General features: G+C 42.5%; 20 protein-coding genes, 3 tRNA genes and 3 rRNA genes. 13 read left to right on the top strand and 13 right to left on the bottom strand.

Annotation, left to right across the window (positions count from 1 at the left end; all coding sequences use genetic code 11):
• The first annotated feature begins 1 nt into the window (after position 1).
• From ACH11B_RS14745 to ACH11B_RS14720, 6 genes are read left to right on the top strand one after another with little or no spacing between them, the layout of a single operon-like run.
• The gene (locus ACH11B_RS14745) at positions 2-382 is read left to right on the top strand and encodes a hypothetical protein (protein WP_377609861.1); all 381 of its coding nucleotides are present in this window, start codon (positions 2-4) and stop codon (positions 380-382) included.
• A 5-nt stretch (positions 383-387) separates the two neighbouring features.
• Positions 388-861 (top strand): hypothetical protein, encoded by a 474-nt coding sequence (locus ACH11B_RS14740; protein WP_377609863.1) that lies wholly within the window; start codon positions 388-390, stop codon positions 859-861.
• A complete protein-coding gene (locus ACH11B_RS14735) occupies positions 861-1,208 on the top strand; it encodes a hypothetical protein (RefSeq protein ID WP_377609865.1) in 348 nt (115 codons plus the stop codon). The genes ACH11B_RS14740 and ACH11B_RS14735 overlap by 1 nt, the downstream gene beginning before the upstream one ends.
• Positions 1,205-1,879: a hypothetical protein gene (locus ACH11B_RS14730; RefSeq protein ID WP_377609867.1), complete on the top strand. Its 675-nt coding sequence runs from the start codon at positions 1,205-1,207 to the stop codon at positions 1,877-1,879. Before ACH11B_RS14735 ends, ACH11B_RS14730 begins: the two co-directional genes overlap by 4 nt.
• Positions 1,876-2,172, top strand: a complete 297-nt coding sequence (locus tag ACH11B_RS14725; RefSeq protein ID WP_377609869.1) for a DUF6527 family protein — start codon at positions 1,876-1,878, stop codon at positions 2,170-2,172. Before ACH11B_RS14730 ends, ACH11B_RS14725 begins: the two co-directional genes overlap by 4 nt.
• Positions 2,173-2,178: 6 nt before the next feature.
• Positions 2,179-2,688 carry a hypothetical protein gene (locus tag ACH11B_RS14720; protein ID WP_377609871.1) on the top strand — a complete coding sequence of 170 codons (510 nt, stop codon included), beginning with the start codon at positions 2,179-2,181 and terminating at the stop codon, positions 2,686-2,688.
• Here ACH11B_RS14720 and ACH11B_RS14715 read toward each other — a convergent pair.
• The 3 genes from ACH11B_RS14715 to ACH11B_RS14705 form a co-directional block, all read right to left on the bottom strand.
• The gene (locus tag ACH11B_RS14715; RefSeq protein ID WP_377609873.1) at positions 2,678-3,100 is read right to left on the bottom strand and encodes a hypothetical protein; all 423 of its coding nucleotides are present in this window, start codon (positions 3,098-3,100) and stop codon (positions 2,678-2,680) included. The genes ACH11B_RS14720 and ACH11B_RS14715 overlap by 11 nt on opposite strands.
• Before the next feature lie 24 nt (positions 3,101-3,124).
• Positions 3,125-4,294 (bottom strand): tyrosine-type recombinase/integrase, encoded by a 1,170-nt coding sequence (locus tag ACH11B_RS14710; RefSeq protein WP_377609875.1) that lies wholly within the window; start codon positions 4,292-4,294, stop codon positions 3,125-3,127.
• 51 nt (positions 4,295-4,345) lie between these two features.
• Positions 4,346-4,430 (bottom strand) — tRNA-Ser (locus ACH11B_RS14705).
• Between the two features lie 234 nt (positions 4,431-4,664).
• Here ACH11B_RS14705 and ACH11B_RS14700 point away from each other — a divergent pair.
• Positions 4,665-5,495, top strand: coding sequence for a universal stress protein (locus tag ACH11B_RS14700; protein ID WP_377609877.1), 831 nt, complete (start codon positions 4,665-4,667; stop codon positions 5,493-5,495).
• 164 nt (positions 5,496-5,659) lie between these two features.
• On the opposite strand, the gene ACH11B_RS14695 is transcribed toward ACH11B_RS14700, so the two are convergent.
• Entirely contained in the window at positions 5,660-6,202 is a 543-nt protein-coding gene (locus ACH11B_RS14695) for a hypothetical protein (RefSeq protein WP_377609879.1), read from the bottom strand.
• A gap of 108 nt (positions 6,203-6,310) precedes the next feature.
• Positions 6,311-6,649 (bottom strand): DUF6122 family protein, encoded by a 339-nt coding sequence (locus ACH11B_RS14690; RefSeq protein ID WP_377609881.1) that lies wholly within the window; start codon positions 6,647-6,649, stop codon positions 6,311-6,313.
• Between the two features lie 235 nt (positions 6,650-6,884).
• Between ACH11B_RS14690 and ACH11B_RS14685 the strand changes: the two genes are divergently transcribed.
• Positions 6,885-8,138: a DUF5690 family protein gene (locus ACH11B_RS14685; protein WP_377609883.1), complete on the top strand. Its 1,254-nt coding sequence runs from the start codon at positions 6,885-6,887 to the stop codon at positions 8,136-8,138.
• A gap of 7 nt (positions 8,139-8,145) precedes the next feature.
• Here ACH11B_RS14685 and ACH11B_RS14680 read toward each other — a convergent pair whose 3' ends face one another.
• Positions 8,146-10,179, bottom strand: coding sequence for an ATP-binding protein (locus ACH11B_RS14680; protein ID WP_377609885.1), 2,034 nt, complete (start codon positions 10,177-10,179; stop codon positions 8,146-8,148).
• 241 nt (positions 10,180-10,420) lie between these two features.
• Between ACH11B_RS14680 and ACH11B_RS14675 the strand changes: the two genes are divergently transcribed.
• Positions 10,421-10,993, top strand: a complete 573-nt coding sequence (locus ACH11B_RS14675) for a DUF2272 domain-containing protein (protein ID WP_013665995.1) — start codon at positions 10,421-10,423, stop codon at positions 10,991-10,993.
• Positions 10,994-10,999: 6 nt separating this feature from the next.
• Positions 11,000-12,997 carry a patatin-like phospholipase family protein gene (locus ACH11B_RS14670; RefSeq protein ID WP_377609887.1) on the top strand — a complete coding sequence of 666 codons (1,998 nt, stop codon included), beginning with the start codon at positions 11,000-11,002 and terminating at the stop codon, positions 12,995-12,997.
• A 79-nt stretch (positions 12,998-13,076) separates the two neighbouring features.
• Here ACH11B_RS14670 and rrf read toward each other — a convergent pair.
• The 6 genes from rrf to ACH11B_RS14640 all read right to left on the bottom strand — a co-directional run bounded on the left by rrf (position 13,077) and on the right by ACH11B_RS14640 (position 18,504).
• A 5S ribosomal RNA gene (gene rrf, locus ACH11B_RS14665) occupies positions 13,077-13,188 on the bottom strand.
• 142 nt (positions 13,189-13,330) lie between these two features.
• A 23S ribosomal RNA gene (locus ACH11B_RS14660) occupies positions 13,331-16,207 on the bottom strand.
• Positions 16,208-16,420: 213 nt separating this feature from the next.
• Positions 16,421-16,494: transfer RNA gene (locus tag ACH11B_RS14655), tRNA-Ala, on the bottom strand.
• A gap of 58 nt (positions 16,495-16,552) precedes the next feature.
• Positions 16,553-16,626: transfer RNA gene (locus ACH11B_RS14650), tRNA-Ile, on the bottom strand.
• 116 nt (positions 16,627-16,742) lie between these two features.
• A 16S ribosomal RNA gene (locus ACH11B_RS14645) occupies positions 16,743-18,264 on the bottom strand.
• Together the 16S, 23S and 5S rRNA genes with 2 tRNA genes alongside form the textbook arrangement of a ribosomal RNA operon.
• Positions 18,265-18,270: 6 nt before the next feature.
• Positions 18,271-18,504, bottom strand: a complete 234-nt coding sequence (locus ACH11B_RS14640) for a hypothetical protein (RefSeq protein WP_404273975.1) — start codon at positions 18,502-18,504, stop codon at positions 18,271-18,273.
• 399 nt (positions 18,505-18,903) lie between these two features.
• On the opposite strand from ACH11B_RS14640, the gene ACH11B_RS14635 reads away from it, so the two are divergent.
• On the top strand, positions 18,904-20,796 hold the full coding sequence (locus tag ACH11B_RS14635; protein ID WP_377610420.1) for an AAA domain-containing protein: 1,893 nt from the start codon (positions 18,904-18,906) through the stop codon (positions 20,794-20,796).
• Between the two features lie 21 nt (positions 20,797-20,817).
• On the opposite strand, the gene ACH11B_RS14630 is transcribed toward ACH11B_RS14635, so the two are convergent.
• Complete coding sequence (locus ACH11B_RS14630; RefSeq protein WP_377610419.1) at positions 20,818-21,426, bottom strand: DNA-3-methyladenine glycosylase; 609 nt, start codon at positions 21,424-21,426, stop codon at positions 20,818-20,820.
• 23 nt (positions 21,427-21,449) lie between these two features.
• On the opposite strand from ACH11B_RS14630, the gene ACH11B_RS14625 reads away from it, so the two are divergent.
• On the top strand, positions 21,450-21,794 hold the full coding sequence (locus ACH11B_RS14625; protein WP_377610417.1) for a hypothetical protein: 345 nt from the start codon (positions 21,450-21,452) through the stop codon (positions 21,792-21,794).
• 107 nt (positions 21,795-21,901) lie between these two features.
• Positions 21,902-22,804, top strand: a complete 903-nt coding sequence (locus ACH11B_RS14620) for a hypothetical protein (protein WP_377610415.1) — start codon at positions 21,902-21,904, stop codon at positions 22,802-22,804.
• The last annotated feature ends 32 nt before the right edge of the window (positions 22,805-22,836 follow it).

Raw genomic sequence — 22,836 nt, 5'->3', positions numbered from 1 at the left:
CATGCTAGAAAAAATACTTTCAGATATATGGCCATTCCTACTTTCTTCAGCAACGGCTCTGATCGGATGGTGGACAGGTCGCCCAAAGCAAAAGGTTGAGATTGAATCAGGAGAAGTTGACAATGCAAGTAAAGTCTTAGAAATGTCCGGACGTATTGCTGATCGTCTGGAAGCTCAGTTAGCCAAGAGTGATGAGGTTATTGCCGCCCTTAAAAAGACGATCATACAGATGAGCAACGAAGGCGAAGCTTGTCGTAGGCGGGCGGCACAACTCCAAGCGGACTGTGATCGCCTCCAGCTGCTCAATTATGAGCTACAGCAGGAAAAGGATAAGCTGAAAGCTGACCACGATAATTTAAAAAGTCTTTTATCCAAAAATTAAATATCATGTCTACATTAAAATCAGAAACACCAGGAACATCGTTCTTTCTTGATGGATTATCCAGACAGGTTGCAGATCTTTCCTACAACATTGAAAACAATCGTTTGACCCTAAGCGATAATGCGCAAAAACCGATTATTCTAAAGACTCATTACGGCAGTATCAACAATGGTGATACCGGTGAAAAATTTAAGTCGCTGAATGAACTCAAGTCATTTATGGCGACAGCGTTCGGCGAAGCCAGTCCAGAGGACATAACTGCAGCCCTTGCGAATAAAGTGGATAAGGTTGCGGGTAAACAACTTTCGACGAACGATTATACCGCAGCCGAGAAAACGAAACTAGCCGGTATTGCAGCAGGAGCAACTGTCAACGCTACGGACGCTCAGCTACGTGACCGAGCAACGCACACCGGAACCCAGGCCATTGCCACTGTTTCCGGACTTCAGGAAGCACTTGACTCTAAAGCAAATGCGTAATGAAAGAGACAATTAAAAAATCAATTAAAGAATATAGCGCTCTCATTGTGGCGCTTATTCTGTTCTTCGCTGCACCTTATGTGCTGAGACTGATCGATCCAACAACGGCGGCCTTTGATCCCGGTATTCTTCACACCATTTTCATTGTGGTGGTAGCGTATGCTATCTATCAGGCCATCACCTGGAGTATCACAAAAAATCTTTGGTCAGAAATCGGACTATTTATCAAGCAAGATTTCAATACCGCGTTTAGGGCGCTGGACAACAAAACCAAGGTCCTCATCAGTTTAGGGCTTTACTTTATCATCTTACTTATGTTGGTCCTTTTAACTATTGCCGTCCTATGAAAGTCATTGCTTGCTTTTTACTATTAATTACGATCGGATGCAACTCATCCGATCGTAATATGTTTCCGGCGCCGAAGGATTCCGTTCCGCAAGTATTAACAGAACCTGATACGATTATGGTAATTCAGGTTCCTTTAGAATCAGTTGAGGATACCATCAAATTCGACACATTGACAGTAGAACCTGAAATAGCTATACCAGTCATAACGAAAAGGGAGCTAGTCAAATCGATTTATGACTCACAGGTTGGTGTAAGGGAACTTTCAGGAAAAAACGACGGCATAGAGGTTGAAAAGTACCTTAAATACGTCGGTCTTGGAAGGGGTTATGCCTGGTGTGCTGCATTTACATGTTGGGTTTATGGTCAGGCTGAAGTGATCAATCCTAGATCTGCCTGGTCTCCTTCTATGTTTCCCGATGGCAATGTGGTTTATCAAAAAAATCTCAAAAACAAGCAAGCTATTCCTCAAACAGGTGATACGTTTGGGATATGGTTCAACAATCTAAAGCGTGTTGCTCATGTCGGATTCATCGATGATTGGCAGCAAGGATCCTATATTGTAACCGTGGAGGGTAATACAAATGATATCGGATCCAGGGACGGAGATGGTGTGTACAGGAAGCGTAGGTTAAAATCACAGATATATCAGGTTAGCAGTTTTATAGAATGAGCAAGGTAGTGTTGGTGGATGAAGAAACTGGCGAGTACTGGTTCTATTGTCCCGGTTGCGAATGCAACCATAGATTTTGGGCGGGTAACAAAAGTAGTTGTGTTCCCAATTGGGACTTTAATGGAGATGCAGATAAGCCAACCATTTCCCCAAGTCATAGAGTTATTGGCGGAAATGAGCATGGACGAACAGTATGCCATTCCTTTATTAAGGATGGCCAAATACAGTACCTAAACGATTGCACTCACCAACTCACGGGACAAACAGTTAGAATGGAAGATTTCAATATATAATTTTCAATGAAAGTTGTACATAATTTTATAGCAATAGTTGTATTCTTAACGCTGCTGGCCAGTTGCTCAGTTTTTAAGAAAAAGGACGTTATCAAAAGCTCCCTATCAACTGAAGTATCTTACGAACAACAAACTTCCGAAGAATCACAAAGCGATACTGAAACTGTCACAGAATCAAATGAACAAACTATTTCAACGGATAGTTATGATATCACCGTCACCAATGGCAAAATCAATATTACACAGGACGGATCCATTACTGCTGAGGGTAAAAATGTAAAGGCCAAAGGCAATAAAAACAGGAAATCCAATAAGCAGGATTCGACAAGCACAAACACAAAACAGAATACTGCAAAAACGACTGAAGCAAAAGCCAACCAGCAGGAAGAAAAGAAAACGGTTGAAAAACACAAGGAGATAGAAAAAGACAGCAGCATTAATGGATGGGTTGGAGCTGCTGTCTTTGTGCTGATAATACTTATCGGTGTAATATTGTACCGGCGCCTTAGATCGTAAATGTCCCTCTAAGGTGCAGTTTTACTTTTGATGGTACGGTATATTTTATCATATAGTTTTCCCGATCTAATATCAGAAGATTATTCTCATCGATGATTTTAATACAGCTGATATCGTCAGGCAAATTTATCCTGAACTCTATAAGAAAATGTTCGAGGTCTCTTTCCTGTTCGATATCCGTAATTTTTAACTGTAGGTCTTTGTAATAGTAGTCAGTTAATGCTGCACAAAAGGCCTTCCTAATTTCTAGGTCAGTCTCCAATTCTGCGATAATAAAATCCTTTGAAAAGCTACCATACCTCTGTCTGGATGCAACAATCACGTTATAAAGGATAGAAGGAACTACGCCGGTATCATTTACGTTAACGGCTATCTGATCTATATATAATCTGCCAAAAGTCATTATTTCCATATTGTTTGTTTTTTAGCGAAGTTACTAAATAGCCCTCGATTTTATTGGGGCTTTCTTCTCCAATGTAACCCCCATATCCTTCAAATAATCCATAAGAGCGGCCAATGTCTTATGCCTGGTTATCTCCTTAATACGGTAAAGCGGAGTTCCGTCTTCAGCGAGATGACAGGCACGTGTGTGCTTAAAGCAGTAAAGTGTATTGTCTGGATGTAATGTTATTCGCTTCTTAATTTCCAGAAAACGCTTACTGTATGCCTGTCTGTGAATCGGCTCGGAGCCGGGTCTGAATCCTTTACCAAATATATAATACTCACCGGGCAAGTCAGATATACACAGTTCATTCACCAGCAATTTATAAAATTCGTCATCGATCGGCACGTATTGCGTGTAATCGTTTTTGGAAATTTCTCCAGGCACCATCATCGTCCTAGTCTCAAGGTTGAAGTGACGGCACTGCATGAATCTGGCTTCCGTGTCGGGTCTACAGCATGCATAGTAAAGAAATTTCTGAAACAGATACAATTGAGGATCACTCTCTTTAGCTTCCGCTAAAATCCTTCTAAAGTCTTCGGGAGTGAATGGTCTGTTACCCTTCTTTACAACTTTAAGCTTACGGATACCATTCGCTGGATTTTTTTCGAGATACCCCTCCTTTTCGTTGACAAAGTAGTTGAAGAACGTTCTGATATCGGTAAGGTAATGATTACGGGTCTTGTTACTCCATTCGTTTACCTTTTGGTTCTCGATAAGGAAGTTGGTAACATCGGTCTTGGTAATCTCATGTATATAACATCCTCCCTTTTGTTGAGAGAAGAGCCAGGACTCGAAAAGTTTAATGCGTTCTGAATACTTTCTAATAGTATTGTCTTCGAGTGATACTGACTTTTCATTTATATATTGCTCTATGCAATAGTTTAAGGTGTAGCCGGTCATTTCGAATGACTCTTTAAAATGGAATTCCTGCGTAGGATCAAACTGCAGTTGTCCCAATAATTTGACAAGGCCTTTCTTCATTATCCGCGCTCGTTTATATCTGGCCGTTTTCGATTTGAACGAGTTCAGATCCTGTATAAGTTTAAAGCGTTCGTAGGTGCCGGAGGATTTAACGAAGAAATAATAAGAGATGTACCAATCCTTGGAGACATCCCCGCCGGCATCATAAAGTTCGATTTTTTTCCAAAGCGTTTTTGGCATCTGTCTGGCATCTGCATTTGTAACGCTCTGATTTGTAGGGGTATTACAGTGCGGAAAGTGAGGGATTCGAACCCCCGGTCCTGTTACAGACAACGGTTTTCAAGACCGCCGCATTCGACCACTCTGCCAACTTTCCAGCGGCAAAGATAGAAATTATATCGAAATAGCATAGACCGATTTTATTGTTCTTAACATCTTTTCACCCATAACTCGTCGCAACCAATAAGGCTTTCTATTAGGCAATTTCCACGATCAACTTCTTTAGACTACCCGTTCGTTAAAACCTTTATCCATATTGTTTTACTTTGTTTCGATAATCATTGACAAACAAAAGAATTACCTTTATGGTTATGTAAATGTTAAAACGGGTATGAATACGATTCTTATTCCATTAGATTACGCTTCGGGGACACAAAATGCGCTGCGGTATGTATCTGCTGCTCATCAAAACCTCTCTTTTATTCGGCTAATCTTGCTAAAAAGCACTTATACGTCAGTTTTTCAACCCATTATATCTACCGCAGAATATCTCTGTCTAGACGGCGATACGTTGGAAGCTGGCCGAAAGGAATCTGTTGAGTACCTAGATAAAGTGACCAAAGAGCTAGCCAATAGTGTATTAAAAGAAGTCACTATAGATCATGCGATAAGCGAGTTACCACTCGCTAGAGCCCTTGTGCAACTTATCAGGCAAGAATCACCCGACTTACTCATATTAGGTAATAGCCAGGAAAGCAAAGAAGGATATATCAACGATAATCTTATCGAGTTGGTAACAATTAGTAAAATCCCTGTACTTGTCGTTCCTTCCAACGCAACCTATAGAAAAATCCGTAAAGTATTATTACCTATGGATTTCGAAGAACTGAACCGTCTTGAAGCCTTCCTGCATCCGCTATTTTCAACTTATAAAGATGAGTTGATATTGCATGTATTCAGCATAAAAAAACAGCAACGCGATTTAATGGAAGACCGTAATAAACTTTCTGTATTACTACCGGATTTAAACTTCTCGGTCGATTATACGGACAATGATGATATATTGGATGGGATATTAGAGTTTGCAGAAAAAAAAGATGTCGACTTAATAGTCTCTCTACCGGGAAAGTACAATTTTTTCAAGAAAATAACGCATCGCAGTATTACGCATGCAATAGCTCACAATTCGAATCGTCCGGTTCTTATATTAAAGCAAACATAAAAGGTCTAATCAAATTGAATCAAAAAAGCCCTACCACAGGGGTAGAGCTTTCATTTCTAATAATAAAATTGAAGTTGAAAAAAATTCATTACAAATGAATAAAAACTTTTTTATTTTTTAATTCACAATAATTGCACAGTTTCAACGATTAAAACGCACGACTCCTATTTTCTTAAATGCTCAGCTACTCGTTTTATATAGAGGTAGTTTGCGGTGCCCCCGATAATCCCTCCCACAACAGGCACCAGTCTTTTGGAAGCTCTTGTCCCCATGTTGATCATCAATTTTTGAGCAACTTCTTCCATTGCTGTTTTAGTAACCACTATACTTGCTTCTCCTTTTATCGATCTGGCAAGTAACTTAAAAAAATCATCGAATCGAAATTCATAATTTCCTGTTTTCTGATAAGCTATTGCTAATGTAACGCGAAATTGTTGAGCCAAAACATTAATCGTATCCAAGGGTACCCCAATAACCATAACGCCCACACCGCCTATTCCGCTAATAACGCCTGAGCCTGCGGCGAAAATGGCGCATTGATTTATAAACTTTTCAAGCCCGAGTTGATCAACACCTTTCCTTACGCTTAACTGGTCAATTTTGTTAAATAATTGCTCTAAACCTTCTTTGGATAGGGCGTATACCTTTCCTTTCAGCTTTTTCTTGGTTGCCTCTACATTAATGTTATGCAGTTTAAATTTACCCATATCGCCAACTTTTTTATCCCACTTTACAACAACAAAGATACCACAAATACTTGGTTTACACGCACGTAAAGCAGCACACCCTAAGGAGTTATTGGTAGACATTAAAGATTAACGCGAAAGGAACTCTGTCCACATACAATCTTGATAATCTGTTAGCATATGAAAAAGTAAACCAACCGCCACAATTCTAGTTCTCGGAAAAAAAAGTAGCATCATGTAAAACGCAATAGCATAATTAGTATGCAACGGATGATACCCGATACTGCATCTATTCGCATCAAATATCGGCTTTGAAAGTAAATGATCTAGATCAACGAGCATTGTAGCTACCATAATTGCCCAAGCCTTTTTCCACTCTTTCTTGAAAAACAACCTCGCAAGTAATCCGGGAAAGAGAAAATGTAAGCTATAATGTACAAGCGTTTGCAAAACATTTAAGGTAATCATAATGTTAACCTTCAATTATTAAGGATTGGCGAAATTTGGAAAACTTCGCAAGATAGCCAATGCAACTAGATAAAACTACCCAAGTATTGAAAAATTATTATTATTTAAGTCCGTCGACTGACTTCATTAACAAACATAACACCATATATCGAAAATAATCGGACAATCCTTATATTGCTTTATATTAGGAGAAATAATGTCTTTCTTACGGCCAAAACATTTAAAAGGAAGTAAATTGATTATAAACATTTTCACGGCTTTTGTTGTGTTTTCGGCCTATACGCTAATTTTCGGCTATAGAAAGGCATTCACGGTTGCGACATTTGAAGGAATAACCGTTGGCGGTTATAACTATAAAACTGTGCTCGTGATTAGTCAAGTATTAGGGTATATGCTGGCTAAATTTTATGGTGTGCAATATATTGCTGAATTAAAACGAGCGATAAGAAGCAAACTTATTCTTTCACTAACAGGTATTGCTTGGTTAAGTTGGCTTGGTTTCGCGCTTACACCCGTCCCGTATAATGCCATTTTTCTCTTTGTAAACGGTTTCCCTTTGGGACTTTTATGGGGAATTGTGTTCTCGTTTGTTGAGGGAAGACAAGGAACCGATTTCATTGGCGCCGCTTTGGCAGTCAGTTTTATCTTTGCTTCAGGATTCGCCCGCTCTGCCGGCGGATGGATTATGTTAACGCTTGGTTTATCTGAGTTTTGGGTTCCCTTTTTTACCGGACTTCTTTTTGCCCTGCCTCTTGTTTTTCTGGTACACTTAATGGAAAAGATACCTTTACCAGATCAGGATGACATACTACAAAGAACTGAAAGAAGACCTATGGATAGACAGCAACGGCATCTATTTTTGGCAAAGTTTTTACCCGGCCTGGCAACATGTTTGCTGATATATACCTTCGCGACGATTTTCCGTGATATTCGGGACAACTTCGGCGCTGAAATGTGGAAGGAAATGGGTTTTTATAATCAACCGATCATTTTTTCACAGACCGAAGTACCTATTACATTAATTGTTTTGGCTTCTATCGGCAGTATGGTTTTTATAAAAAACAATTATCGGGCATTTATCCTTGTGCATGGGTTTGTGGCATTGGGCTTTTTGCTAGCCGGTATTTCAACCATTTGCTTTTTATTCCAACAAGTTTCCCCCTTTATTTGGATGCTTTTGACGGGCCTAGGTCTCTATATGGTCTATATTCCATTTAATGCAATTTTTTTTGAACGAATGATTGCTACTTTTAAGCATACCGGAAATGTCGGTTTTCTTATATACTTAGCAGATACCTTCGGTTATGTTGGCAGTGTCGGCATACTCTTCGCCAAAGAAATTTTAAAAATCAAGTTAAGTTGGGTGTCGTTCTTCTCTAACAGCGTGCTAGTCCTTTCAGCTCTAGGCTTATTGCTTACCATGTTTTCTGCCTACTACTTTAGGATCAAATATCTAAAAAACGAAAACTTTAATGAAGTGCGCACATAAGCTGGAATCAGGCATTGTTTTTACACGCTACAAAAGGATTTAGTTCTGTTGCGGCAGTTAATACAACTCCTTTTGATTGTAGCTCGTCCTTTAAAGCCTCTTTATCAAAGTCCAATTTATCCAACAAGTATTTATGCCTTGTATAAAAAACGCGAAATATGTCATCCCAGGTCATGGCAAAGATCTCCAGATTACCCCAAGACTTAACTAAAAATCGCTTGCCCCTATTCTTAAATTCTTCATACTGTTTCAATATATATGCGTCAACCCGATTACTTACCACAAAGAACTTCCATTGCCTCATTTGCGAATTGAACGCATCCTGTCGGCTAACAAAATCCATATAGTCTTCAATTTGCCTTAGCTGTTGCTTACCTATCACAACTGCAGGTCTTTTGAGCTCAACCATGATATTTTCCTCCAATTCTTCCTCCTGATAAAAAGGATCGGGAATGCTTCGCTGTCTGCAAATAAATACATCAGGCCGCCTGTTCTTCTCCCGGTCCTTCATTGTCATCGCATTCATTTTTCCTGATCCTTCACCATCAAGAATATAAAGGTATTTGGAAAGTAGTTTTTCAAAACTCTCGTTCGCCGTCACTAAATGAAACTGCTCACCAAACAACCAATAATTTTCAGCAATCGCATGCTGAATATGATCTCGCTCTGTAGTGAACTGCTTTAAATCAAAAACCATCCTCTTTAATAACTCGATAGTAACAAACCTATTTTCAATCAAATTAATCGTTCTTGTAATACGGTTTAGAGAGGTTTTTCCTAGCAATATAGCCAAGTTTTCTCTTTCTTCTCGGGTAAGATTGACGATATCATCTAAAATAGACAGAATATGTTCCCGCTCGTCGGACTCAAGCAACAAATTGATAAAAGCAACGCTCGTTCGTTCTTGGGTTTCATTTAAGCCTTTAAAAATTTTGGGTTGTATACAGTATATTTCCTTAATAACTGCCATTAAATCTTTTCTTTTTTCTTGCTCATACTTATTGTTTCTGTAATTTGGAAGAACACCTTTACGATCGAAGTGCTCAATTAGTTTATCAGCCCCTTTTGATCTAACAAAACTTTTTTGCTTATCGGCAACAATTTGTTGCAGTTCTTTTATAAGTACTTTGAATACTCTGCTATTTAAATTTGCTCCAAATAAGCGTTCTGCATTCACTCCGTCACTGGGTGTAAAGTCATCAAAGAATGACGATTCGACATAAACGCTATGATAAAAGCCAATGGCATTATTGTTAAATGATGTTAGCTGTTTAAAAAGTTCCTTTTGTGCGGTGTTTAAGAAATAGTAATAAAATTTATCGCCGATCTTTTCATACCACCGGACATACGTAATTCTAAATGTGTACTCAATATTCTGTGTGTCGGTAATTATCCGATGAAACACTTCATTGTCGGCGATTATATCGTCATATTCGACAGGGCTGTCATTCAGGCATAATTTGAAATCTTTACTTCGATTAAGAAGTAAAAACCACCCAAACTCGTTTTTCAAATAGCTCAAAAATGCAGAACAGCTGAAGGAATAACCGGAAACCCCAAATAAATTAGACAGGGTCACGATGGTACCCGTTTTGTTCCTTTTTGAGATTCTTCTGTTACTATCTTTATAAATATCCTTATTAGCCGCATTTATTATTATATCATAATCAAGCATCTTTTTAGATTGCTCATCAAAAAAAGTAGTGGACCATACAGCTTGCATGGCTAAAGCCATAAAGGAGAATCGCCCCTTTCCTTTTTTGCCACGTATATAGGAGGATCGGCTGAACGATTCTCTTTTTACAGAGTCCAGAAATGAACCAAAAGTCTGATGCAATGTGGCAAAAGGGATCCCTGTGCCATTATCGATAATCTGTATCTCGTTTATATAGTCGATGTTGTTTGGTTTAAAAACAATATTGATTAGGGATGCGTTTGCGTCGAATCCATTCCAAATCAACTCACATATTGCCTCCCTATAACTTTTCGTAATGCCAGCTGACTCTACACTATAGTTATTGATACTTACCTTGTTATTCATAGCAACTATTATATTCTTCGAGGTAAATATACTAATATTTTTAGCATAAAAAACAGAAAAGCACATTATAATCACTATGTTACACGAATATCACGTAAAAACTTATTAATTAACATTCGTTTTAAAATACTAATAAATTTAGTAATTTTGTTATACGATGAATCTGGACGTCAAAGAATGTTCTTAGGCAGGCAGTTTTTGTTGACTTTTTTACTAGAACATTGTTATTCTAAATAAAAAAATGGCTACGGCGTACGTTAAAAAGTTAGTTACAATTGCCGAAGAGCAATATAACAGCTATCATCTCGAGAGCGAGAGTGATGTAGAATTATCGAAGCAGATACGTAAGTATTGGACAGACCTAGGCTTTTCCTTTCCTGGTGTGACAACGGCTTGGTCGGCTATATTTATTTCTTGGTGTATTAAGAAGGCTGGCGCAACAGGAGAAGAATTTTTGTTTAACCCGGCGCATGCGAGATTTGTTCACGCCGCCATCCAAAATGCGATTCAAGATACCGGAGTTTTCCGTGCTTACCCTTATCAAGCTATTGAACCTGGTCTTGGTGATATCATTCATCATAATCGTGGTAACAAGCGTTATGATTTTGAATTTGCAAAAAAGAACAAGGCTTATGAATCGCACTCTGCTATTGTCGTTGAAAGGGGAACCGATGCCAAAGGCAATTACGTGTTAACGGTTGGAGGGAACGAGAGTGATTCTATCAGGAAGAAGTTAATTCGACTCGATAAGCAATGGAAGATCATTGCGAGAGAAATTAACCCCTATATATGTATTATTCGAAACCTGAAATAAAAAAACATGCCAAATGCGTTAAACACAACTAGCAAGAAAGATGAGGTGCCGATGATTAGCGAAACTCCTTTTGATCATATAGCCTTAGCCTTTTCGGGAGGTGGTTTTCGGGCTGCGTCTTTTAGTTTAGGAGTTTTGAGTTACCTGAATGTTATTCATACGCTTAACGATCAAGTACTACTTGACAATGTAACCTTTATTTCTTCTGCATCTGGGGGCTCGATAACCAATGCCTTCTATGCATTACACGTAGCACAAGGTCGATCGTTTAAAGAATTTTATAAAAATTTAACCGAGCATTTGTCCGGAATGGCTTTAATGAATGTTGTTTTTGAAAAATTAAATAACGATAAGGAGTGGACAGATAACCCGTATAAGCGAAGAAATATTATCAATGCTTTTGCACTTACGTACGACGATCTATTATTCAAACGTGCACTATTGTCAGATTTACATCCTAACGATCATAATAAACATTTAGAAGAGGTTTGTTTTAATGCAACTGAGTTTTATCGAGGTTTGGTTTTTAGGCAACAGGTTAAAATGAAAATGGATGTTAAATCACATGAGGATATCCAATTTAGATTTGGGAATTTTAATATAAAGTTGGGACAAACAACGGCAGGCAAGTTAAAGATAGCAGACTTGCTCGCCGCATCATCTTGTTTTCCCGCTGGCTTCGAACCTGTCATCTTTCCTGACGACTTTACCTATGTAGATTTGCCCATCGCTGCTACAGGCGAACTCACAAGCTTAAATAAACGTAATTTACTTGATGGCTTATCTATAGCGTTACAAGAAATAAGCCGGAGTGAATTGGTAAAGTTATTTGGTCAAGCTAAAGTGGACGACGTACTTGCCGATTTCACAAAAACACCTTCTATTATGGAATTAAGACAGGCTTTTTCCAAGGAAAAATTAGCCGATGATTTCAAAATCGGAATGATGGATGGAGGAATAACCGATAACCAAGCCTTGGAAAGTATGCTGGATGCACAAAAGAGAAGAATCAAAAAGAAAACGGCCTTTTCACCTTTTGATCTAATGTTAATTAATGATGTGGGCAGCCATTACATGGAACCGTATAAATTACCCAAAGAGAATAAAAACTATAAAGGAATCGGAGCTATTTCCATAAATAACTTAATTGTTATACTGTGTCTATTTTTCCTTTTCGGACTAATAATGATTAGTAAAACGCTAGGTTTCCAATTAGGTGGTATACAGTTGAATGTCGTGATAGGAACAACTATATGTGTATTATCATTATGTTTTCTATTGATTTTGGCTATACTACGGAAATTCATTGAAGGCGATACGAACCGCCTAGGGGGCTTAAATCTAAACAAGAACTTCTCGCCTGATATTGTTACCAATCTTTTCGAACATTTTGGCTCTACCCCTATTGTAGTTATTTATAGAATGATCAAAGAACGTTTCGCTTCTGTATTGATATTGAACAATGATGTTTTTCTTAAACGGATACGTTATCTTCTATACAACAAAACTTATGAAAGCGGTAAGTATCGGTTCAAAATCAAAACCAATCATGTGTATGACTTATCTTTTTCGAACGATTTTAATCGAAACAGAAAAAATCTCCCTTTTTTAACTCCATCACGAGCTCAACAGATCGTCGCTCAGGCAGCTTTTGAAATGCCAACAACTTTATGGTTTGATGCAAAATCACAAGAAGAAGAAACCCTTGCCGCTCTAATTGCATGTGGTCAATATACTACCTGCTATAATTTACTCGAATATATATACCGCTTAAAAAACACAGTAAGCAAATCCGGATCCACCTATTATCAACAATTAACGAAAAGCTATCAAGAGAAAATTGATTTCATAGAAAAGCAATTATTACAGCATTGGCATCAATTCCGTGCCGATCCTTTTTTCCTTTATAATCAACTGGGAAAGGATTTTCAGGTTAATAGATTCAAGTCCTGCGGCATGGGAAGTTTCTCCGCGGCCGACGGTAACTTTGACGGCTTACGATAAGCTGCTCCGACATGATTACAAACCGATGGACATCAAAACAGGAAAGGCCGCCGTGCAATGCACGGCGGCCTTCTGTAAAGATCGGCACCGACCTACTCTCCCACATGTTACTGCAGTACCATCGGCTCTGGCGGGCTTAACTTCTCTGTTCGGGATGGGAAGAGGTGGACACCGCCGATATAGGCACCTGAATATCTTATCTGAGTTTTACGTTTTAAGTTATTCGTTTTAAGTTCCCATAACCTGCAACTTATAACCTATAACCTACAACTTATAACCCGGTCGACATATATAACGGAAGAAAAAAAACAGGAAGACAACAGCCTGCTGCGCTTGAGAAAGCTTCGGGCTATTAGTACGGCTCGGCTGTGGTATCTCTACCTTTACACCTGCCGCCTATCGACGTGGTAGTCTCCCACGGCCCTGTAAGGAAGTCTCATCTCGTGGCTAGTTTCGCACTTAGATGCTTTCAGCGCTTATCTATTCCCGGCATAGCTACTCTGCCGTACACCTGGCGGCATAACAGATTCACCAGCGGCCGGTCCAACCCGGTCCTCTCGTACTAAGGTCAGCCCCACTCAGACTTCCTGCGCCCACAACAGATAGGGACCGAACTGTCTCGCGACGTTCTGAACCCAGCTCGCGTGCCACTTTAATCGGCGAACAGCCGAACCCTTGGGACCTTCTCCAGCCCCAGGATGTGACGAGCCGACATCGAGGTGCCAAACCTCCCCGTCGATATGAGCTCTTGGGGGAGATCAGCCTGTTATCCCCAGAGTACCTTTTATCCTTTGAGCGATGGCCCTTCCATGCAGAACCACCGGATCACTATGTCCGTCTTTCGACCCTGTCCGACTTGTATGTCTCACAGTCAAGCAAGCTTTTGCCATTGCACTCCGCGTACGGTTACCAAGCGTACTGAGCTTACCTTTGAAAGCCTCCGTTACCTTTTTGGAGGCGACCACCCCAGTCAAACTACCCACCAAACAATGTCCCCCCCAAAGGGGGGTTAGGAACCGGATACAGAAAGGGCGGTATTTCAAGGACGATTCCGCGGATCCTGGCGAACCCGCTTCACAATCTCCCGCCTATCCTACACATCCTGCACCCAGTCCCAATGTTAAGCTATAGTGAAGGTTCATGGGGTCTTTCCGTCCCGTTGCGGGTAACCGGCGTCTTCACCGGTACCACAATTTCACCGAGCTCATGGCCGAGACAGCGCCCAGATCGTTACACCATTCGTGCAGGTCGGAACTTACCCGACAAGGAATTTCGCTACCTTAGGACCGTTATAGTTACGGCCGCCGTTTACCGGGGCTTCGATTCAATGCTTCACCCGAAGGTTGACATCCCCTCTTAACCTTCCGGCACCGGGCAGGTGTCAGGCCTTATACGTCATCTTTCGATTTGGCAAAGCCATATGTTTTTGTTAAACAGTCGCCTGGGCCTTTTCACTGCGGCTTCTCCGTCGCCGGAGGAAGCGCCCCTTCTCCCGAAGTTACAGGGCCATTTTGCCGAGTTCCTTAGCCATGATTCACTCGAGCACCTTGGGATTCTCTCCCCGACCACCTGTGTCGGTTTGCGGTACGGGTCTTATATGCCTGGAGCTTAGCGGCTTTTCTCGGGAGTATGGTTACCCGCGCTATCGGCGCCCCCGGAGGTTTGCCGTACTTTCGGCCTTCGGCACACGACCCGGATTTGCCTGGGTCACGTTTACCTACGGCCTTCAACGCACTATTCCGTCAGTGCGCGGCGGTGTCACTCCTCCGTCCCCGCTTCGCAGCATACAAGAGTACGGGAATCTTTACCCGTTGGCCATCCGCTGCCCCTTTCGGGTCCGCGTTAGGTCCCGACTTACCCTGATCCGATTAGCGTTGATCAGGAAACCTTGGTCTTTCGGTGGGCGGGTTTCTCGCCCGCCTTATCGTTACTTATGCCTACATTTGCTTTTCCGGAACGTCCACGGATACTCACGTAACCGCTTCTCCCGTGCCGGAATGCTCCCCTACCGATATTTCTATCCCACGGCTTCGGTGGTACACTTTATGCCCGTTTATTATCCACGCCCGGCCGCTCGACTAGTGAGCTGTTACGCACTCTTTAAATGAATGGCTGCTTCCAAGCCAACATCCTAGCTGTCTGGGCAACCGGACCTCGTTAGTTCAACTTAGCGTACACTCGGGGACCTTAGCCGGTGGTCTGGGTTCTTTCCCTCTCGGCGCAGGACCTTAGCACCCTGCGCCTCACTGCGGACCATATCTCCCGGTATTCGGAGTTCGTCTGGATTTGGTAGGATGTGACTCCCCCGCACCCAATCGGTAGCTCTACCTCCGGAAGACTCAATGTCCACGCTGTTCCTAAAAACATTTCGGGGAGTACGAGCTATTTCCCAGTTTGATTGGCCTTTCACCCCTACCCACAGGTCATCCGGAAACTTTTCAACGTTTATCGGTTCGGTCCTCCAGTACGTGTTACCGCACCTTCAACCTGCCCATGGGTAGATCACAAGGTTTCGCGTCTACCTCCACTGACTGTACGCCCTGTTCAGACTCGCTTTCGCTTCGGCTGCGCGGCTTAACCGCTTAACCTCGCCAGTGAAGTGTAACTCGTAGGCTCATTATGCAAAAGGCACGCCGTCACCCCCATTGGGGCTCCGACAGTTTGTAAGCACACGGTTTCAGGTTCTCTTTCACTCCCCTGTTCGGGGTTCTTTTCACCTTTCCCTCACGGTACTGGTCCACTATCGGTCTCTCGGTAGTATTTAGCCTTGGCGGATGGTGCCGCCGGATTCCCACAGGGCGTCTCCGACCCCGCGGTACTCAGGAACTCACTAGGCCGGTCTTCATTGCGTGTACGCAGCTCTCATGCTCTACGGCGGGCCTTCCCAGACCCTTCCACTTCTTCCGACTGTACCACATTGTGGTCCTACAACCCCGCATATGCCGTAACATATCCGGTTTGGGCTCTTTCCCTTTCGCTCGCCACTACTCAGGAAATCATTCTTATTTTCTTTTCCTGCGCCTACTTAGATGTTTCAGTTCGGCGCGTTCGCGTTGTTAAACGGCATGTCTTCAACATGCCGGGTTTCCCCATTCGGAAATCGCCGGATCTCATCTCATTTGCAGATCCCCGGCGCTTATCGCAGCTTATCACGTCCTTCATCGCCTCCGAGAGCCTAGGCATCCCCCGTGTGCCCTTTCTTACTTTCTTCTCCCCGTACCCTTTTGCCGTACGGGGATGCTTTTGTGTCATGTCCCTTCCCCGTAGGAAAGAAACGTCTCTGCTGTTGTCTTCTCTTGTGTTTTTTCTTCCGATATGTCAAAGAACTTTTTTTTCAGATTAAAAAGTCAAAATCAAAAAGTAAAAACGACCGGCGTACCGCGTTTTTGAATTTTGAATTTTTACTTTTGAATTTGAAAAGCGTGGAGAATAACGGATTCGAACCGTTGACCCCCTGCGTGCAAGGCAGGTGCTCTAGCCAGCTGAGCTAATTCCCCCCGTTACGTGGACAGGACCGCCCGCCTCCGGTTTCCCGGACGGCCTCCCTCTTTCAGGTAGTCCCGAGCAGATTTGAACTGCTGACCCCTACATTATCAGTGTAGTGCTCTGACCAACTGAGCTACGGGACTGCTTCGCTTCCGCACCGGTGACCCCGAAGGGGCACTGTGGCACTTTCCTCTTTTTTCTCTTTCTCTTTTTTCAAGAAATCTTCATGGCGTAACCGAACGGCCCGAGGGCCCTCTAGAAAGGAGGTATTCCAGCCGCACCTTCCGGTACGGCTACCTTGTTACGACTTAGCCCCAATTACCGGTTTTACCCTGACACGCTCCTTGCGGTTACATGCTTTAGGTACCCCCGGCTTTCATGGCTTGACGGGCGGTGTGTACAAGGCCCGGGAACGTATTCACCGCGTCATTGCTGATACGCGATTACTAGCGAATCCAACTTCACGGGGTCGAGTTGCAGACCCCGATCCGAACTGTGAGGGGCTTTCTGAGATTGGCTTCACCTCGCGGTGTCGCTGCCCTCTGTACCCCCCATTGTAGCACGTGTGTAGCCCCGGACGTAAGGGCCATGATGACTTGACGTCGTCCCCGCCTTCCTCTCTGTTTGCACAGGCAGTCTGTTTAGAGTCCCCACCTTGACGTGCTGGCAACTAAACATAGGGGTTGCGCTCGTTGCGGGACTTAACCCAACACCTCACGGCACGAGCTGACGACAGCCATGCAGCACCTAGTTTCCTGTCCCGAAGGACCTGTCCATCTCTGGACAATTCAGTAACTTTCAAGCCCGGGTAAGGTTCCTCGCGTATCATCGAATTAAACCACATGCTCCTCCGCTTGTGCGGGCCCCCGTCAATTCCTTTGAGTTTCACCCTTGCGGGCGTACTCCCCAGGTGGAACACTTAACGCTTTCGCTTGGACGCCGACCGTCTATCGCCGACATCGAGTGTTCATCGTTTAGGGCGTGGACTACCAGGGTATCTAATCCTGTTCGATCCCCACGCTTTCGTGCCTCAGCGTCAATCGTACTTTGGTAAGCTGCCTTCGCAATCGGTGTTCTGTGGCATATCTATGCATTTCACCGCTACTTGCCACATTCCGCCTACCTCAGGTACATTCAAGCGCGCCAGTATCAAAGGCACTGCGATGGTTGAGCCACCGTCTTTCACCCCTGACTTAGCGCGCCGCCTACGCACCCTTTAAACCCAATAATTCCGGATAACGCTCGGATCCTCCGTATTACCGCGGCTGCTGGCACGGAGTTAGCCGATCCTTATTCTCACGGTACATTCAGCCCGGTATACATACCGGGGGTTATTCCCGTGCAAAAGCAGTTTACAACCCGTAGGGCCGTCTTCCTGCACGCGGCATGGCTGGTTCAGGGTTCCCCCCATTGACCAATATTCCTTACTGCTGCCTCCCGTAGGAGTCTGGTCCGTGTCTCAGTACCAGTGTGGGGGTTTCTCCTCTCAGAGCCCCTAGACATCGTCGCCTTGGTGGGCCGTTACCCCGCCAACCAGCTAATGTCACGCGAGCCCATCCGTCCCCTATGAATATTTAAATGAAGGCCCATGCGGACCTGCATTCTCATGCGGTATTAATCCGGATTTCTCCGGGCTATCCCCCTGGGACGGGCAGGTTGCTCACGCGTTACGCACCCGTGCGCCACTCTCACGGGGACCGAAGCCCCCGATCCCGTTCGACTTGCATGTATTAGGCCTGCCGCTAGCGTTCATCCTGAGCCAGGATCAAACTCTCCATTGTATAATGTTAAGTTTCCGATCTCGGCATTCGCACTTCTTTCAGTGCAGCCTTCCGATCTTTTTGTATCTTCCGGCCGACGGACCGTTCAGGCCTGTCCTTTTGACTCTCGCCAAAAAACAGGCCGCCCGTTACGCTACATGAATCTGATTTCTTAAAGAACTTTAAACGCCTCCGCTCACGCTTCGGCCTCCGCCGTATCCATCGGGTCTCCCCTCCGGTACTTCCTGTTTTTCCTTTCACCTTCCCGGGCATTGCGCCCGTTCCGTCGTCCCCTCTCTCCCGATTGGGAGTGCAAAGGTAACAGCTTTTTTCTTTTCTCCAAAATATTTTTTTAAAATATTTTTTCCTCCCCCGCCGTTCACCTCCGTACTTCAAAAAACAACCGCATCCCTTCGTTTGCGGAGCGCCCGCCTTCCGAACGGGATGGCAAAGGTACGAATTTCCCCCGTTCCCCCAAATGTTTCACGCCCCGGACCACAGCTTTTTTTACAACAAACTGGAAATCAAATCGTTTTTTTTCACTCCCACACACAGGCAACACTAATCTACCTATTTTATTACTTATGCATACATAACTACGCAGCCATCTCATCCTTATAACAAAAAAATTTTAATTAAAATGCTTCTTATCTTTGCCGCATGGATTATTTTGGCAATTTGTTAGCGTTATTAAAATTAGAACAAATAGAAGATAGGAATTCCTTTCAAACCTCGCTAACTACCCTGTCCATTACACAGCGAAAAAAAAATGGGAACACTTGGTTCCCGGTACATATAAAAAAAACAACTATCGAAAGAGGCGACTACATCTCTGTTGAAATTGAACGTTCAAACGATCAAGAAGCAATACATCATTTTAAATCCGGGGCGTCAGTTGCTCTTTTCTCTAATCTTGATTCGGTTAATCACCGCATTGTGGGACAAGTGTCCTATCTTGTTGAAAACAGAATGAAAGTTATGCTGCGTCTTGATGAGCTTCCCGACTGGATTCACGATGGTAAACTTGGCATCGATTTATTATTTGATGAGTATAGCTATAAGCAAATGCAAAATGCACTGCTAGAAGCTTCAAAAGCAAGCAAAAACCCTCTTATTCAGGTGTTAACAGGAGAAAGGCAACCTGTGTTCTTTTCTTCTGCTACCCCTATTTTATTAGATAGGTTGAATGCCAATCAGCAGCTAGCCATCGAAAAAATTCGATCTGCGAATGATATAGCCATCATTCATGGTCCCCCAGGCACTGGCAAAACTACAACCATCATCGAAGCTTGCAAGGTTTTACTGAAAGAAAGAAACTGTCAGTTACTGGTGGTTGCACCGAGCAACACTGCAGTAGATCTTCTTACAGATCAACTTCTCAAAGCACAAATCAATGTTACACGAATCGGAAGCCCCTCTCGTGTAACACCTGAGTTACTACATGCGACATTAGATGAGCAGATCAGCCAAACTTCGTCAATAAAAGAAGTTAAAAAAATCAGAAAGCGAGCAAATCAATTTCGTGAAATGGCACGAAGGTATAAACGTAACTTCGGCAAAGAAGAGCGAATCCAGCGACAAACATTATTTGCCGAAGCAGCAAAGCTTATAAAGGAAGCCGATGCTTTAGAGCAGTATGCTACAGAATCTGTCATCAAAAATGCGCAGGTAATTACAGCAACATTGGTGGGAGCCGGCCATTACTCAATAAAAAACATTTGCTTTGAGGCAGTCATAATCGATGAAGCCGCACAGGCTCTAGAACCCGCATGTTGGATTCCCATATTAAAAGCAAAGAAATTAATATTAGCAGGCGATCATCAGCAGTTGCCTCCAACGATCAAATCCGTTTCTGCTGCTAATCAGGGACTTAAGGAAACATTACTGGAAAAATGCATTCATTTATATCCGCAATCAGGTGTTATGCTTCAGGAACAGTATCGAATGCATACATCCATCATGTCCTTTTCCTCCCAAAAATTTTACCAAAGCTCGCTAATTGCACACAGTTCCGTTGCAAATACCCTGTTGTTTCCTAATGATCAGCCCTTGCAATTTATCGATACGGTGGGGTGTGGGTTTGATGAAAGAGACGATGAAGGCAGCATATACAATTTAGAAGAAGCTTCCTTTGTTTTACATTACCTTTCAATGTTGAGTACATCGCTTAGCCAACACTATTCACCCGAAAATTATCCTCGCATCGCTATTATTTCTCCTTATGCTTCGCAAGTCGATAAGTTCAAAGCGTTGTTGGAAGCCGACCCTCTTTCCATATATAAAGATAAAGTTACGATCAATACCATCGACGGCTTTCAAGGTCAAGAAAGAGACATTGTTATTATCAGCCTTACACGAAGTAACCAAGAAAGAAAAATTGGTTTCTTAAGCGATATTAGGCGCATGAATGTCGCGATGACAAGGGCAAAAAAGAAATTAGTGATGGTAGGTGATAGCCTTACCCTATCAAAGCTACCTTTCTATGCCGATTTAATTACCTATTCAGAAAAAGAACATGCTTACTACAGCGCTTGGGAATATTTGAACAATTAACATAGCAGGCTTGCTATGTTTTCACTTTCGACTTACAAAACGATTTCCCTTTATATAATAGCGCCAGGGCAATAAAGCATCTTCCTTTGCATATTCTACACCAATCCTTGTCGAAACAACAATATCTTGCTCATCCAACGAGATCCCCACGTCCTCTATCCAAATATCGTCACCGGATAAGCTTTTTCCGTTGAAATTTCCTGCAATGCCTAAAGCTTGCGTCAGCGTTCCCGGGCCTGCAGAAAGCCGTGGAGTCAGTACCTCCATATTACGTCTCTTTAACATATAATCGAGCCCAACAATTGGCTCAATACCTCTCACTAAAACAGCTTGTGGAACATCGATTGGACCGGTTACAACATTAAAGAGATAATGGATCCCATAACAAAGATATACATACGATACACCTCCCTCCCCATACATTACTTTTGTTCTTTCGGTAAAACGTCTGCCATAAGCATGGGAGGCCTTATCTGTTATACCATTATAGGCTTCTGTCTCTACGATAATCCCACCGGTTACAAGGCCATTAATACTAGTGTAGATAACCTTTCCCAAGAGTTGCTGCGCAACCCACTGCACGTCGTCTTGCAGATAAAAATATTTTGGTAATTGCTTATTGTTCTTCACCCAAAGTCAATATCGATCGAAAAATGGAAGATAAAATTATACATTTGTCCGCGCGTTACCAAATTTTGATTTCTATGCATAGCCGAGCTTTTTTATTTCACTCCATCATACGAGCTAGTCTGGCGATCCTATTATTGATAGTTATTAGTTTCACCTTTTTCAGTTGCGAAAAAGATAATTACAATCCTGAAAACTATTGGCCCCAGGTAGGGCACCGAATAGATATGGTTGAGCGATATTGGGGACCACCCGACGATCGGGATTCATATTACAATGGGGATGTATTTATTGTATCCTATTATTATTACAACGAAGGCATTTTCATCGAGTTTTTTCAGGATCGGGTTGATTTTATTGGCGACCTATAGTATTAATACGCGCATACAACTTGCTAAACATTAGTTTGCTATCCACTTTTTGTTATATTTTTTGTAGCTTGCCCTCTAAATATTCCGCTCATCATTGAGTATATACGATGAAATTCAAGGAGTTAATCCGACAGGAACAAGATATCGCCTTTGTAATTGGCAACGGCATCAATCGATATCCTAACAATCCAAAAGCGTTATCTTGGGAGGAATTACTTCTTAAGCTATGGCATAAGTTTTCTCCAGACGTCTTTAACTTCGTCCCGAAAGGCATTACAACCACTGAATTTTATGATTTGCTGGACTTAGCTAGCATAGAAACCGCTAACAGCCCATTTCAAATTCAGAAAGAAGTAAGTCGTCTACTGAGCGGTTGGCAGCCGTTCGATCATCATGTTTCATTCGTACAGTGGGCCAGGCAGCATGAAGCACCTATTCTTACCACCAATTTTGATCTTACATTTTCTTCACTGCCCTTCATGCAGCAATACCGTTTTAAAACGACGTCTTTCACTGACTTTTATCCTTGGTCAACCTATTTCTCGGATCACGAGTTAAAAGATCCGTTGAAAGGTTTCGGAATATGGTTTATTAATGGACTTGTCAGCTACCATAGAAGCATTCGTCTAGGTCTTTCTCATTATATGGGATCCATTGAAAAAGCAAGAAATTACATCTATAAAAGTCGCACAGGCAGTCTCTTTAACAATAACAGTCAAAAGATTTGGAGTGGAGGTAATACATGGCTCCAAGTCTTCTTTAATAAGCAGTTATGTATTTTCGGTTTAGGGTTGGAAGAAAATGAAATTTTCATCCGATGGCTTTTAATAGAACGCGCAAAATACTACCGAAAATTTCCCGGCAGAAGAAAAAAGGCCTGGTATATTGCTCCTAAAAACGAAAAACCGGACGACCGAAATCTTGGTAAGATTCAATTTTTACGAGGAATCGGTATCAACTTGATTGAAACCAACAACTATGGAGAAATTTATAGCGAGCCATGGCTCTAGGTCAATCACTATTCTTTTTTTACAAAAAAATT

Source organism: Olivibacter sp. EAT-5, assembly GCF_044784325.1.
GTDB classification, from domain to species: Bacteria; Bacteroidota; Bacteroidia; order Sphingobacteriales; family Sphingobacteriaceae; genus Olivibacter; species Olivibacter oleidegradans.
This window is presented reverse-complemented; position numbering and strand designations above follow the sequence as displayed.

Bases quoted from the DNA above. Each gene is read 5' to 3' on its own strand.
- ACH11B_RS14675 (WP_013665995.1), top strand. From the start codon at position 10,421: ATGGCTACGGCGTACGTTAAAAAGTTAGTTACAATTGCCGAAGAGCAA.
- ACH11B_RS14745 (WP_377609861.1), top strand. From the start codon at position 2: ATGCTAGAAAAAATACTTTCAGATATATGGCCATTCCTACTTTCTTCA.
- ACH11B_RS14680 (WP_377609885.1), bottom strand. From the start codon at position 10,179: ATGAATAACAAGGTAAGTATCAATAACTATAGTGTAGAGTCAGCTGGC.
- ACH11B_RS14735 (WP_377609865.1), top strand. From the start codon at position 861: ATGAAAGAGACAATTAAAAAATCAATTAAAGAATATAGCGCTCTCATT.
- ACH11B_RS14670 (WP_377609887.1), top strand. From the start codon at position 11,000: ATGCCAAATGCGTTAAACACAACTAGCAAGAAAGATGAGGTGCCGATG.
- ACH11B_RS14730 (WP_377609867.1), top strand. From the start codon at position 1,205: ATGAAAGTCATTGCTTGCTTTTTACTATTAATTACGATCGGATGCAAC.
- ACH11B_RS14715 (WP_377609873.1), bottom strand. From the start codon at position 3,100: ATGGAAATAATGACTTTTGGCAGATTATATATAGATCAGATAGCCGTT.
- ACH11B_RS14710 (WP_377609875.1), bottom strand. From the start codon at position 4,294: ATGCCAAAAACGCTTTGGAAAAAAATCGAACTTTATGATGCCGGCGGG.
- ACH11B_RS14625 (WP_377610417.1), top strand. From the start codon at position 21,450: ATGGAAGATAAAATTATACATTTGTCCGCGCGTTACCAAATTTTGATT.
- ACH11B_RS14700 (WP_377609877.1), top strand. From the start codon at position 4,665: ATGAATACGATTCTTATTCCATTAGATTACGCTTCGGGGACACAAAAT.
- ACH11B_RS14740 (WP_377609863.1), top strand. From the start codon at position 388: ATGTCTACATTAAAATCAGAAACACCAGGAACATCGTTCTTTCTTGAT.
- ACH11B_RS14635 (WP_377610420.1), top strand. From the start codon at position 18,904: ATGGATTATTTTGGCAATTTGTTAGCGTTATTAAAATTAGAACAAATA.
- ACH11B_RS14720 (WP_377609871.1), top strand. From the start codon at position 2,179: ATGAAAGTTGTACATAATTTTATAGCAATAGTTGTATTCTTAACGCTG.
- ACH11B_RS14725 (WP_377609869.1), top strand. From the start codon at position 1,876: ATGAGCAAGGTAGTGTTGGTGGATGAAGAAACTGGCGAGTACTGGTTC.
- ACH11B_RS14690 (WP_377609881.1), bottom strand. From the start codon at position 6,649: ATGATTACCTTAAATGTTTTGCAAACGCTTGTACATTATAGCTTACAT.
- ACH11B_RS14695 (WP_377609879.1), bottom strand. From the start codon at position 6,202: ATGGGTAAATTTAAACTGCATAACATTAATGTAGAGGCAACCAAGAAA.
- ACH11B_RS14620 (WP_377610415.1), top strand. From the start codon at position 21,902: ATGAAATTCAAGGAGTTAATCCGACAGGAACAAGATATCGCCTTTGTA.